The sequence below is a fragment of the Streptomyces sp. NPDC058662 genome (assembly GCF_042716255.1).
In the GTDB taxonomy this organism is placed as follows: domain Bacteria; phylum Actinomycetota; class Actinomycetes; order Streptomycetales; family Streptomycetaceae; genus Streptomyces.
On sequence record NZ_JBHXRU010000002.1, the window covers coordinates 1 to 12,415 of the forward strand.

General features: G+C 74.9%; 12 protein-coding genes, 1 pseudogene and 1 riboswitch. Of the genes and pseudogenes, 5 read left to right on the plus strand and 8 right to left on the minus strand.

Annotated elements, in window-relative coordinates; genetic code table 11:
• Positions 1-1,080 (plus strand): annotated as a pseudogene (locus ACFWUQ_RS01155) (hypothetical protein); the annotation flags it as partial.
• A gap of 57 nt (positions 1,081-1,137) precedes the next feature.
• On the opposite strand, the gene ACFWUQ_RS01160 reads toward ACFWUQ_RS01155, so the two are convergent.
• Together ACFWUQ_RS01160 and modA are read right to left on the minus strand one after the other, a co-directional pair.
• On the minus strand, positions 1,138-3,105 hold the full coding sequence (locus ACFWUQ_RS01160; RefSeq protein ID WP_384531361.1) for an ABC transporter permease: 1,968 nt from the start codon (positions 3,103-3,105) through the stop codon (positions 1,138-1,140).
• A 110-nt stretch (positions 3,106-3,215) separates the two neighbouring features.
• Positions 3,216-4,004, minus strand: coding sequence for a molybdate ABC transporter substrate-binding protein (modA, locus tag ACFWUQ_RS01165; protein ID WP_384531363.1), 789 nt, complete (start codon positions 4,002-4,004; stop codon positions 3,216-3,218).
• Between the two features lie 219 nt (positions 4,005-4,223).
• Here modA and ACFWUQ_RS01170 point away from each other — a divergent pair, with 219 nt between their 5' ends.
• On the plus strand, positions 4,224-4,613 hold the full coding sequence (locus ACFWUQ_RS01170; RefSeq protein WP_384531365.1) for an RNA-binding S4 domain-containing protein: 390 nt from the start codon (positions 4,224-4,226) through the stop codon (positions 4,611-4,613).
• A 125-nt stretch (positions 4,614-4,738) separates the two neighbouring features.
• Here the strand turns inward: ACFWUQ_RS01170 and ACFWUQ_RS01175 are convergent, their stop codons facing one another.
• The 4 genes from ACFWUQ_RS01175 to ACFWUQ_RS01190 all read right to left on the minus strand — a co-directional run bounded on the left by ACFWUQ_RS01175 (position 4,739) and on the right by ACFWUQ_RS01190 (position 7,859).
• Positions 4,739-6,085, minus strand: a complete 1,347-nt coding sequence (locus tag ACFWUQ_RS01175; RefSeq protein WP_384531637.1) for an MFS transporter — start codon at positions 6,083-6,085, stop codon at positions 4,739-4,741.
• Positions 6,086-6,198: 113 nt separating this feature from the next.
• Complete coding sequence (locus tag ACFWUQ_RS01180; RefSeq protein WP_384531367.1) at positions 6,199-6,585, minus strand: ArsR/SmtB family transcription factor; 387 nt, start codon at positions 6,583-6,585, stop codon at positions 6,199-6,201.
• 213 nt (positions 6,586-6,798) lie between these two features.
• A complete protein-coding gene (locus ACFWUQ_RS01185; protein ID WP_384531368.1) occupies positions 6,799-7,617 on the minus strand; it encodes a CbtA family protein in 819 nt (272 codons plus the stop codon).
• Between the two features lie 14 nt (positions 7,618-7,631).
• The gene (locus ACFWUQ_RS01190) at positions 7,632-7,859 is read right to left on the minus strand and encodes a CbtB-domain containing protein (RefSeq protein ID WP_384531370.1); all 228 of its coding nucleotides are present in this window, start codon (positions 7,857-7,859) and stop codon (positions 7,632-7,634) included.
• A gap of 60 nt (positions 7,860-7,919) precedes the next feature.
• A riboswitch (cobalamin riboswitch) is annotated at positions 7,920-8,003 on the minus strand.
• 219 nt (positions 8,004-8,222) lie between these two features.
• Between ACFWUQ_RS01190 and ACFWUQ_RS01195 the strand changes: the two genes are divergently transcribed.
• Positions 8,223-8,858: an alpha-ketoglutarate-dependent dioxygenase AlkB gene (locus ACFWUQ_RS01195; protein ID WP_384531372.1), complete on the plus strand. Its 636-nt coding sequence runs from the start codon at positions 8,223-8,225 to the stop codon at positions 8,856-8,858.
• Positions 8,859-8,918: 60 nt separating this feature from the next.
• Here ACFWUQ_RS01195 and ACFWUQ_RS01200 read toward each other — a convergent pair whose 3' ends face one another.
• Positions 8,919-9,248 carry a YkvA family protein gene (locus ACFWUQ_RS01200; protein ID WP_384531374.1) on the minus strand — a complete coding sequence of 110 codons (330 nt, stop codon included), beginning with the start codon at positions 9,246-9,248 and terminating at the stop codon, positions 8,919-8,921.
• Positions 9,249-9,352: 104 nt separating this feature from the next.
• Positions 9,353-9,817, minus strand: coding sequence for a MarR family winged helix-turn-helix transcriptional regulator (locus ACFWUQ_RS01205; RefSeq protein ID WP_384531376.1), 465 nt, complete (start codon positions 9,815-9,817; stop codon positions 9,353-9,355).
• A gap of 122 nt (positions 9,818-9,939) precedes the next feature.
• Between ACFWUQ_RS01205 and ACFWUQ_RS01210 the strand changes: the two genes are divergently transcribed.
• Together ACFWUQ_RS01210 and ACFWUQ_RS01215 are read left to right on the plus strand one after the other, a co-directional pair.
• Positions 9,940-10,506 carry a DoxX family protein gene (locus ACFWUQ_RS01210; protein ID WP_384531377.1) on the plus strand — a complete coding sequence of 189 codons (567 nt, stop codon included), beginning with the start codon at positions 9,940-9,942 and terminating at the stop codon, positions 10,504-10,506.
• Between the two features lie 114 nt (positions 10,507-10,620).
• Positions 10,621-12,414, plus strand: a complete 1,794-nt coding sequence (locus tag ACFWUQ_RS01215; RefSeq protein WP_384531379.1) for a glycoside hydrolase family 15 protein — start codon at positions 10,621-10,623, stop codon at positions 12,412-12,414.
• Position 12,415: the final 1 nt, after the last annotated feature.

Consider the following 12,415-nt stretch of genomic DNA (forward strand, 5'->3'; position numbering starts at 1 on the left):
CCCCGGGGGCCGGTCCGCGCCGGAGCCGGAGCCGGCCCGCGGCCCGCCACGCCCGGCTCCGCCTTCCTCACGGCGGCGCCGCCCCCGGCCGTCGTCACAGTGCTGGCGCCGCCGGCCGTCGTCGCGGCGCCGTCGCCCCCTACCGTCGTCGCGGCGCCGTCCCGGCCGCAGGGGTTGCTCCGGGCCGCTCCGGCCGGCCCGGCCCCCGCTTCGGCGGCCGCGCCCCGACCGCTGCCCGTGCCGGAGCTGGCCCGGTCCCTGTCGCTCTGGGTGCACGGGGACGGCTCCGGGGCGCGGGCCGGCGTGGAACTGGCCGATGCCGACGGCCGCACGGTCGTCGTGCGCGGCCCGGCCGCGGACTGGACCGGCTGGCGCGAGACCGTGCTGCCGCTGCCCCCGGCGGCCGCGGCGCCCCGCCCGCTGTCCGTCACCCGCCTCACGGTCGCGGAGGGGGCGCGGCCGGCCCGGCTGGTGCTCGACACCCTGGCCGCGCTGACCCCGCCGACGGGCCCCGCGGCGCCCGAGCCGGCCCGGCCGGACCCGATCGTGGACACGGCAGCCGCGGTCCTGGCCCGGCCGTGGCGGTTCGCCGTCGTACCGTCCTCGGCCCCGGCACAGGTGGAACAGGCGCGCGCGGACGGCGCCGACCTCGTCCTCACCGGCGCCGAGCGCGAGTCCTTCGTCCACCGGGGCGTACGGTTCCTGCCGCTCGACACCGGCCGCCGCACCCTGGCCGGTGGCGGAGCGGCTCGTATGCGGGCCCTGCGCGAGGCCCTGGCGGTCGCCGCCCGCGAACCCGGCACGGGGGCCGTGGCCGTGCTGCAGCGGTACGCGCCGCACGCGCTCGACGGCAAGGAGACGGCCCTGCGGGACCGGTGGCTCGCCGAGTTCCGCCGCACCACCGGCAAGCGGGCTGCGGTGCTCACGGTCGCGGGGCCCCGCTTCGCGGCCGGGCGCTCCGAGGGCGTGCTCCGGCTCACGGCAGCACGCGACGCCCGCGCCCTGGTCGGCGCCGACGCCTTCGCCCCGGCCGGCCGGGACTGGCTCTCCGTGCACCCGGGCCGTCCCGGCAGGCTCTGAGTCCCGGCCCCGCCCGGCCCCGCCCGCGGTCGCCCGCCGGCGGCCACGGGCGGTGGCTCAGAGGCGTACCAGCGTGACCTCGGTCGCCTTCACGCTCGTCCAGACCGTGATGCCGTCGACGATGCCCAGCTCGGCCGCCGCCTCGGGGGTGATCTCCGCGACGAGGTCGGGAGCCTCGTCCGAGGCGACCAGCACACGGAGCCGGCTGCCGACCGAGGTGATCTCCCGTACCGTGCCCCGCCAGACGTTGCGGGGACTGCCGCTCGGGCGGACCCGGTGCACCGACACCGCCTCGGGGGCGATGATCGCGAGCGCCCGTGTGCCTTCGGGAAGGGCCTCGGACACCACCAGCCGGCCGCCCCCGGCCAGGACGAGGCCGTCGGGCGAGGCCGTCCCGGGCCAGGCGTTGCGCCCCAGCATCCGGGCCACCCACGGGGAGCGCGGGTGCCGGGTCACCTCGGCGGGCGGCGCGTCCTGCAGGGTGCGCCCGTCGGCGAGTACGAGGACCCGGTCGGCCAGCGACACCGCCTCGACGGGGTCGTGCGTGACGATCAGGCAGACGCCGCCGAAACCGGCCAGATGGGTGCGCAGCGTGTGCCGCACACGGCCCCGTGTCGTCTGGTCCAGCGCGGCGAGGGGCTCGTCGAGCAGGAGGAGCCGGGGGCGGGCGGCGAGCGCGCGGGCGAGGGCCACGCGCTGGGCCTGGCCTCCGGAGAGCTGCGCGGGCTTGCGCTGGGCGAGGTGGCCGACGCCGAGCCGGTCCAGCCAGGCCCGCGCCTCGCGGCGGGCGTCGGCACGCGGCACCCGGCGGGCGCGCAGCCCGTACGCCGTGTTGGCCAGGGCCGTCAGGTGCGGGAACAGGGCGCCGTCCTGCGGCACCCAGGCCACCTGCCGCCGGTGCGGCGGCAGCGCGGTCACATCGGTGCCGCCGAGCCGCAGTTCGGCGTGGGCCCGGGGGGTCAGCCCGAGCAGGGCGCGCAGCAGTGTGGTCTTGCCGGCGCCGTTCTCGCCGACGACGGCGATGGTCGTGCCGGGCGGGGCGTCGAGCGTGAGCTGGTTGAAGCCGGTCACGGTGGCGTGCAGGGGCCAGCGGCCCCCGTCCCCGCGGTCCGCGGCGGCCCCGGCGTCCTCGCCGTCCGAGGTGTTCGGGCTGTCGGGGGCGTCCGGCGCGTCCGGGCCGAAGGCTTCCCCGACCGGGGGCGCCGCCGCCTCGGCGCTCCTGGCGGTGACGGGTTTCGCGGTCCAGCGGCCGCGCAGGGCGATCAGTACGCCCATGGCGATCACCAGGAGCAGGAGCGAGACGGACGTGGCCGCCTCCGGCTGGTCCTGCAGCAGCAGGTACACCTGGAGCGGCAGCGTCTGGGTGGTGCCGGGCAGGTTCCCCGCGAAGGTGATCGTGGCGCCGAACTCGCCGAGCGCGCGGGCCCATGTGAGCGCGGCGCCGGCGACGAGGCCGGGGGCGACCATCGGCAGGGTCACCGTGAAGAAGACGCGGACCGGTGAGGCGCCGAGCGAGGCGGCCGTCTCCTCGTAACTCGGCCTGAGCCCGCCGAGGGCACCCTCCAGGCTGATGACGAGGAACGGCATGGCGACGAAGGTGGCCGCGACGACGGCTCCGGAGGTGTGGAAGGGCAGGGTGATCCCGAAGGAGTCCTCCAGCCAGGGTCCCAGCAGCCCCCGCCGGCCGAAGCCCAGCAGCAGGGCGACACCGCCGACGGTCGGGGGCAGCACCATCGGGAGCAGGACCAGGGAGCGGACGAACGCCTTCCCCCGGAACTCGACACGGGCCAGCAGCCAGGCGAGCGGCACGCCGAGGAAGAGCGACAGGACGAGCGCCCAGGCGGACACCACGAGCGAGAGCTTGAGCGCCTCGACCACACCGGGGCTGCTGAGGTGCGCGCCGAGCCGGCTCCACTGGGTGCGGGTGAGGATGCCGATCAGCGGGAGCAGCAGGAACGCGACGGCGAGCAGCGCGGGCAGCGCCAGGGTCACGGGGGGCCGGGTGCGGGTGCGGGGTCTGCTCATGTCGGTTCCTGGCTGGGGAGTGGTGGCGGCGGGCGAAGCGTACGGCGACGGCTGTCGGGTACCGCGCAGGACGGGGCCGCGAGGGTCCCGTCGGCCCGGCGCGGGGGCGGTCACGCCTGCTGGAAACCCGCGTCCTGGAGGATCTTCTGCGCCTCGGGAGTGCTCAGCCAGTCCACGAACGCGGTGGCGGCAGCGGCGTTCCGGGACTGCTTCAGCGTGGCGGCCGGGTAGGAGGCCACCGCGTTCTGGGCGTCCGGGATGTCCACCGCGGCGATCCTGTCACCGGACTTGACGGAGTCGGTCCGGTAGACGAGGCCGGCGTCGGCCTCGCCCAGCTCGACCTTGCTGAGTACGGCGCGGACGTTGGGCTCCTCGGAGACCGGCCTCAACTCGACCTTCTGGGCGTCGAGGATCTGCCTGCCGTAGCGGCCGACCGGCACCTCGGGCGCGGCGAGCACGACCTTGATCCTGGGGTCGGCGAGGTCCTTGAGGTCGTCGATCTTGAACGGGTTGCCCTTGCCCGCCGCGATGACCAGGCGGTTCTTGGCGATGACCCGGGGCGGGCCGGTCTCCGACCCGAGGCCGTCCATCGTCCTGGTGTCGGCGGTGACCAGGGCGTCGGCCGGGGCGCCCTGCCGGACCTGCGCGGCGAGCTCCTGGGAACCGGCGAAGGAGAAGGTCACCCTCGTGCCGGGGTGGGCCGCCTCGTACGCGGCGCCGGCGGTCCGGAAGGCGTCGGTGAGGGAGGAGGCGGCGAGGACGGTGAGGTGCGCCGGCTTCGCCTCGGCGGCGGACTCCCCGCCGTCGGCGTCGCCCCCGCCGTCGCCGCAGGCGGCCAGCGGCAGGAGGAGGGCGGCGGTGAGCACGGCGGTGACGGTGCGGCGACGGGGCGGGTACATGGGCGCGTTGCTCCTCGGTCGGTTCGTTCCGCTGGAAGAGCACATCGGTGGTCTTCACCCGGGCGGTGGATCATCCACACCGCATGTACCACACGGTAGAGGCACCTTCGCCGCATGTGCAATCTTGTTCGGACGATGCACATGGCATCTGCGTGCTGTCTCGTCTCATCCGACGAAAGTCGCTGCGTACCTGTCGGCCCGCCTCGCTAGAGTCGTGGCATGGCTGATGAGGCAACGGCGACGGCAACGGGTTCGGTGCGCGTGGACGCGTGGATCTGGTCCGTGCGGCTGACGAAGACCCGCGCGATCGCGGCTACCGCCTGCCGGGCGGGCCACGTGAAGGTCAACGGGGAGCGCGCCAAGCCCGCGCAGGCGGTGCGGGCCGGTGACGAGGTGCGCCTCTTCCACGCGGGGCGCGAGCGGATCGTCGTGGTCCGGCGGCCGGTGTCCAAGCGGGTGGGGCCGCCGGTCGCGGCCGAGTGCTTCATCGACAACAGCCCGCCGCCGCCCACCCCCGTGGAGAAGGCCGTGGTGGGCATCCGCGACCGCGGTGCGGGCCGCCCCACCAAGCGCGAACGCCGCGACATCGAGTCCCTCCGGGGGCGCTGACCCCCCACCGCGACCCATGGAACCGGGCTGTCGGTCCACGGCCCGGGACCGGGGCCCGGAGCATGTCGATCCAGGCGCCGGACCCGCTGTTCCCGCGCTGCTGTCCGCCCCCGGCGGCCCCGCGTTCAGCTCGCGCGTCCCGGGGTGGGCCAGCTGTGGTGGTGCCGGTCGATGACGTAGTGGTGGCCGTGCCGCCAGCCGTCCGGGGCCGGTCGGGCGTCGGCGAGGTGGGGGTGGCCCGGGGGCAGTTCGGGGTGGGCGTGGTCCAGGCGGGCGGGGTCGCGTGCGGGCCAGACCGCCGCGGCGGCCAGCGCGGCGGCCAGGGCCACGGCGCCGAGGACGGCCGCGGCGACGGGCAGCCCGGCGCCCGCGCCGAGCCAGCCGGCCAGCGGGTAGGTGACGAGCCAGCAGCCGTGCGAGAGGGAGAACCGGGCGGCGAAGGCGGCGGTCAGGTCCCGGTCGGCGGTGGACCGGCGGATCACCCGGCCCGCCGGGGTCGACGCGGCCGAGCAGGCGGCGCCGATCCCGGTCCAGACCGCGAGGAACGCCCACCACCCGCCATCGGCGGTGGACGCCAGCACGGCCACGGCGCCCAGCAGCGCCGGCAGGGCGAAGGCGGCCGGCAGCATCACCGCGCGGTCGGCCGCGCCCCGCAGCAGCCGCGGCAGGAGCAGCGCGGTCAGCATCGAGCCCGCCCCGTACGCGCCCAGGGCCAGGGAGACGGCGCCCGCGCCGCGCGCGAAGTGGTCCCGGACCAGGACGACGGTGTGCACGAACACGAGCGCCCCGCCGGCCGCGACCGCGAGGTCGACGGCGAGCAGGGCCCGCAGCCGGGGAGTGGCGCGGAACAGCCGGGCGCCGAAGACGGCCCGCGCGTACCCGCCGCCCCCGCCCTCCGCGGGTACCGGGGTCGGCAGGGCGACCGACACGACGAGCGCGGCAGAGGCCAGGAACCCGGCCGCGGTCCCGGCGAACAGCCAGGCGGACGGCAGTACGGTCAGCAGCGCCGCGGCCAGCGCCGGACTCAGCAGGCTCTCCAGATCGTGGGCCAGCCTCGACAGCGACAGGGCCCGCGTGTAGTCGCGCTCCTCGGGCAGGACCTGGGGCAGGGTGGCCTGGAACACCGGGGTGAAGGCCGCCGACGCCGCCTGCAGCAGGAGGATCAGTACGTATACCTGCCAGACCTGGGAGACGAAGGGCAGCGCCAGCGCGGCAGCGGCGCGGAGCAGGTCCGCGACCAGCAGGGCGCGGCGGGGTACGCGGTCGGCGACCGCGCCCGCCAGGGGGGCGATCACGACGTAAGCGGTCATCTTGAGGGCCAGCGCGGTGCCGAGGACGGAACCGGCGTCCGCGCCCCCGATGTCGTACGCGAGCAGGCTCAGCGCGACGGTGGCCAGGCCGGTGCCGGCGAGGGCGACCACCTGGGCGGTGAAGAGGCGGCGGTAGGTGCTGTTGCGCAGTACGGACAGCATCGAGGGCCCGTCCCGGTCGTCATGAGGTGGGGGGCCTCCCAGCGTAACCAACATGTGCGTACCTGTGCACTCGTTCGTTGTGCGGCCGAGCGCCTCCGGGGCCGGGCGGCCGGTCAGTCGTGGGGCGGCAGGCCGCGCAGCTGGTGGTCGGCCACGTTCAGCGCCTCGTCGACAAGGCGGCGCAGGTGCCCGTGGCGCAGGGAGTAGACGACGCGGCGGCCGTCCTTGCGGGTGGCGACGAGGCCGGCGAGGCGGAGTTTGGCGAGGTGCTGGCTGACGGAGGGGCGGGCGGCCCCGCACGCCTCGGTCAGCGTGGTGACGTCGGCCTCGCCCCGGCCGAGCCGCTCCAGCAGGGCCAGCCGGGTGCGGTCGGCGAGCAGGGCGAGTACGGCCGCGGCGGTCTCCAGGCGGTCCGCCACCTCCGGGGAGCCGTGGGTGTCCCGAGGCTCCCGCTGCTCCTGCGTGTCCTTCGCATCTGCGCGACGCGTGCCTGCGGTCATGCGGACATCGTAGGGCGGCCGGCTCCGGCGGGTGCACGCGTGCGCGCCCGCGCACGAATCCGCGCCGGGCGGGAGCCCGGGGGCGTACCGCCGCGGCGGCCGCATCCCCACTAAGGCAGCCAGTACGGCAGCCCGAGCGGGGATACGCGCGTGGCCCCGCCGCCCCCGGGGGGACGGCGGGGCCACATCGGCTCCGGCGTGGTGCGCTCCGGCTCAGCCGGACGCCGGGACCCGCCGCGCCGCCGTATCGGCGTCGACGGCGGAGTCGGCGGTACGCGGGGCCAGCAGCCGCTGGGCGAGGAGCCCGAAGACGACGGCGAACACCACCCACAGCACGAGCTGCACGGCCAGCGAGGCGATCCGGAACTCCCACAGCAGCGCCGCCGGGAAGCCCGGCTTGACCGCGTCGTCGTTGCCCGGCAGGAACGCGAACGCGATACCGATGGCGAGGGCGAAGCCCGCGCCGGCGGAGAGTGTCGCGTTCCAGTTGCCCAGGCGCGGGGCCAGCCGCCGGCCCGCGATGACCGCTCCCACGCCGAGCAGCACGCTCAGCAGGATCATCAGGAAGAACAGCGTGGTGCGCTGTCCGATGGTGTCCGGGTTGCCGACCGCCGGGGGAGTGGCCGGGTACTTCAGGAACGGCACCAGGTAGACGGTGGTGAAGGCCCCCGCCGCGGTGAGCGCCGCCGTGGCCCGCGGGCTGAACGCGCCCACGCGCCCGAGGGCGAAGGCGAAGGCCAGGGAGGCGATGCCGCCCAGGGCGACCCCGTAGACGAGGACCCCCGTGGCCAGGCCGAAGGTGGACTGGACCGGCCGGCTGACCAGTTCCTCCTCCTCGGCGGCGTCGGCAGGAGCCGAGCCGCCGCCGTGGCCGGCGTGGGCGTCCTGCGCGGCCCGGGCCTCCTCCACGGCGATCGACCCGTTCACCGGGGGCTCGCCGACCACGTAGGCGACGGCGAAGGCGAACAGGCCGGCGATCAGGCCCGCGAGCATGCCGCGGACCAGGAGACCTCTGACAGTCGAGGCGTGCATGGTGTGCGCGCCTCTCAGTGGCAGGGGAAGCCGAGCAGGTGGCGTCCGTCGTGGACCCACTCGTGCACACCGGCGCCGGAGAACACCGACGTGGCGCCCTGTTCGGCGCCGACGAAGTAGAGGGCCACGAGCATCAGCAGGCCGCCGAAGAGCGCCCAGGGCAGGACCGCGTTCACGGGCAGCGGAGCCTGCAGGGAGTCGGCGGGGGTGGAAAGGGTGGTGGAGACGACAGCCTCGGCCATGGTGGAACCTCCTCGGGGAACAACGCGTCCCATACGGTGGTGCAGGACGACGGTCCCCGGGTCTGACTCGCCGCGCCGAGTCCCCTGAGGGACACCGCCGCAGCACACAGTGGCGCGACCATGCCGGATTCGCACCGGACTTCCGTCTCGCCGTCGTCTGTCTGTTGAATTGTCGCCGTGACGGTACCGCGTGACGGGCCGTCGGCCAAGAGCGTGAGGTGCTGATCACATCCGCACGCCCCCTGTGACGTGCCGAAAGCATGTGCCGGTCCCGGCGCGATCCGTCGGGCGACCGGCACCCCGGAGGCTTCGTTGCCCCTCTCGTTCGTGCATATGTTCGGTTCCTGGGGTTAGGGTGGAGCCATGCACGTGGTCACCGGCCTGCAGGGGTCCCTCTTCGATCAGGGCGACGAGATCCGGCTCGGCCCGCTCGCGGGCCTGCGGCGGACCGTGCTCGGAGCCGGGGCCTGGGTGGACCACCTGCCGGGCTGGCTGACGGGCTCCGACCTGCTGTTCGAACGACTGGCCGCCGACGTGCCCTGGCGCGCCGAGCGGCGGCAGATGTACGAGCGCGAGGTCGAGGTGCCGCGGCTGCTCGCCTTCTACGGCGAGGGCGAGGCCCTGCCGCACGAGGTGCTCGCGGAGGCGCGCCGGACTCTGACCCGCCACTACGCCGACGAGCTCGGCGAGCCCTTCGCCACGGCGGGGCTGTGCCTCTACCGGGACGGCCGGGACAGCGTCGCCTGGCACGGTGACCGGACCGGGCGCTCCTCGACCGAGGACACCATGGTCGCGATCGTCTCCGTCGGCGACCCGCGCGACTTGGCCTTCCGGCCCCGCGACGGCGGCGCCACCGTACTGCGCCTGCCGCTCGGGCACGGCGACCTCGTCGTGATGGGCGGTTCCTGCCAGCGGACGATGGAGCACGCCGTGCCCAAGTCGGCGCGGGCCGTCGGGCCGCGCATCAGCGTCCAGTTCCGGCCCCGGGGCGTCCTCTGACTCCTCCGCCGCCTGCGATCCCTGCGCGCGCACCGGCGCGCCGGGCGGGGGCGCCGGTCGTCAGCGGCCCCGGCCGGGCAGGTCGGGTACGGAGTCGGCCTCCTTGCCCGGCGGGTTGCCCGGCAGGCGGGACGCGGCCGCCGCGTGCAGAGAGCGCAGCGCCAGCAGGAGGACACCGATGTCGTCCAGGTAGACCGGATCCGGGACGAGGTCCACCGGCGAGACTGTGTAGAGCACGGCCACCCAGAAGAGCGCCTTGTCGCGCACCGGGATCCCGGCGTCGAGGAGCAGCCGCCGCGCCTTGAAGACCCGTACGAGCAGGACCGCCGCGGCGATCGCCAGACCGACCGCGACGACCGCGGCCACCGTGAGCCAGACCGTTCCGTCCATGCAGGCCGTTATACCCGGATACCCGCCCCGCTATCACGTCCCCGGGCAAGCGGGCCCACGGTTCGGGCGGGTGCGCCGGCCCCGGCGCGGCCGCCCGGGCCCCGTCAGGCGCCCTGTGCGCGCAGCCGCCGGCCGACCTCGCCCAGTCCGTCGGCCAGCACGTCGAGCTGTTCCGGTGTGAGCACGTCGACGAGGATCTCCCGGACCGTCGCCACGTGCCCGGGCGCGGCCTCGTCGAGCCTGGCGCGACCGGCGTCGGTGAGGACGGCGAAGACGCCCCGGACATCGGACGGGCAGCTGCGGCGGCGGACCAGTCCGGCCTTCTCCATCTGGGTGACCTGGTAGGTCAGCCCGCTCTTGGAGTTGATCAGGCCGTTGGCCAGCTCGGTCATCCGCAGTTCGCCCTCGGGCGCCGCGGCGAGGCGCACGAGGATCTCGTACTGCGGGTGCGAGAGCCCGGAGTCGTCCTTGAGCTGCTGGTCGAGGCGGCGGTTCACCAGGGCCGAAGCCGCCAGGAAGCCGCTCCACGCGCGCATCTCGCGTTCGTCGAGCCATCGTGTCTGGGCCATGCCTCCAGCCTACACAGGTTGTTCCAATTTGAATCAGTGGTTAGGGTCGGCGATAAGCGGTTCGAATTTGAACAACTGTGTCCGTCCCCACCCACGGACCGCGCGACCGGAAGGAACCCCCCATGACCAGCCCCTCCGCCACCACGACGAACCCGCGGACCGCCGAGCCGGCCGCACGCACCGCCGCCGGCTCATCCCTCCCCACCGTCGGCACCGACACCGGTCTGCTGCTCCTGCGCGTGGTCCTCGGCCTCACGATGGCCGCCCACGGCTCCCAGAAGCTGTTCGGCTGGTTCGGAGGCGGCGGCATCGAGGGAACCGGCCAGTTCTTCACCGCCAGCGGCTACCCGGCCGGCGAGGCCATGGCCGTTCTCGCCGGCCTCACCGAGACCCTCGGAGGCCTCGGCCTCGCCGTCGGGCTGCTCACCCCGCTCGCCGGCGCCGCCCTCGTCGGCACCATGATCAACGCCATCGCCGTTCACGGCGCCGGAGCCTTCTTCGCCCCGAAGGGCATCGAGTACGAGCTGCTCCTGACGGTCGGCGCCGCCGCGCTCGCCCTCACCGGCCCCGGCCGGTACGCCGCGGACCGCTTCCTCCCCGTCCTGCGCGACGGGCGCCCCGCCCACGGCGCCCTCGCCCTCGCGCTCGGCGTCGTGCTGGGCGGTGCGCTGCTCCTCGTACGGGGCTGACCCGTCCCGGCGGCGCGAGCGGCGCGAAGCGGTGTGACATGGGGGGCCGGTGCGCACGAGGGTGTCCGGGGCCGGATCTGATTGGCCCCCGGCATTCGAGGGAAGATCGCACAAATGACACAACCCATCGAAGACTACGCACTCATCGGCGATCTGATGACCAGTGGACTGGTCGGCCGCGACGGGTCCATCGACTGGCTGTGCCTGCCGCGCTTCGACTCCGCGGCGTCCTTCGCCAAGCTCCTCGGCGACGAGGAGAACGGCCACTGGCGCATCGCGCCACTCGACGCCGCCGACGGCGAGCAGTGCACCCGCCGGGCCTACCTCGACGGCTCGCTGATCCTGGAGTCCTACTGGGAGACCGAGACCGGCACCGTCAAGGTCATCGACTTCATGCCGCAACGCGACGTGGCCCCCGACGTCGTCCGTATCGTCGAGGGAGTCTCCGGCCGGGTCAGGATGCGCAGCACCCTGCGCCTGCGGTTCGACTACGGCAGCGTCGTCCCCTGGGTCCGACGCAGCGACGAGGACCGGGTGGCCGTCGCCGGGCCCGACTCCGTGTGGTTCCGCAGCGAACCGCCCGTCCGCACCTGGGGCGAGGAGAACAGCACCCGCTCGCAGTTCCCCGTGAGCGCGGGCCAGCGCGTCGCCTTCGTCCTCACCTGGCACCCCTCGCACGAGCCGCGCCCCGCCGCCATCGACCCGTACGAAGCCCTGGAGCAGAGCCTCGCCGACTGGCGGGCCTGGACCGCGCAGTGCCGCTACGAGGGCCCCTACCGGGAGGCCGTGACACGCTCCCTCATCACCCTCAAGGCCCTCACCTACGCCCCGACGGGCGGCATCGTGGCCGCCGCGACCACCTCCCTCCCCGAGGAGCTGGGCGGCGTCCGCAACTGGGACTACCGCTACTGCTGGCTGCGCGACTCCACCCTCACCCTCGGCGCGCTCCTCGCCACCGGCTACCTCGACGAGGCGCGCGCCTGGCGGGCCTGGCTGCTGCGGGCGGTCGCCGGCGATCCGGCCGACCTCCAGATCATGTACGGGATCGCCGGCGAACGGCGGATCCCCGAGGCCGACCTGCCCTGGCTGCGCGGCTACGCCGATTCGGCGCCCGTACGCATCGGCAACGCCGCCGTCGACCAGCTGCAACTCGACGTCTACGGCGAGGTGCTGGACTCCCTGCACCTGGCCCGGGCGACGGGTCTGGCCGCGGAGGCGCACGCCTGGAAGATCCAGCTCGCGCTGCTCGACTTCCTTGAGCGCAACTGGCAGCGGCCCGACGAGGGGCTGTGGGAAGTGCGCGGCCCGCGCCGCCACTTCGTGCACTCCAAGGTGATGGCCTGGGTGGCCGCGGACCGGGCCGTCAAGGCCCTGGAGCACGACCCCCTGATGCCGGGCGACGTGGAGGGGTGGCGGGCGATGCGGGCGGCCGTGCACGCCGACGTGTGCGAGAAGGGCTACGACCCGGTCCGCAACACCTTCACCCAGTACTACGGCTCCAAGGAGCTCGACGCGGCGACCCTGCTCATTCCCAGGGTCGGGTTCCTGCCGCCCGACGACCCGCGCGTGCTCGGGACCGTCGACGCGGTGCGCGAGGAACTCGGCCGCAGCGGACTGGTCCGCCGCTACAGCACCGAAGGCCCCTCCATCGACGGACTGCCCGGCGACGAAGGGGCCTTCCTCGCCTGCTCGTTCTGGCTCGCCGACGCCCTGCACCTGACGGGGCGCGGCAAGGAGGCCCGCGAGCTGTTCGAGCGGCTGCTCGACGTGTGCAACGACGTGGGACTGCTCGCGGAGGAGTACGACCCGGTCGCCGGACGGCAGTTGGGCAACTTCCCGCAGGCGTTCAGCCATATCGGCCTGGTGAACACCGCGCTCACCCTGGGCACGGGCCGAGTGCCGGACTGAC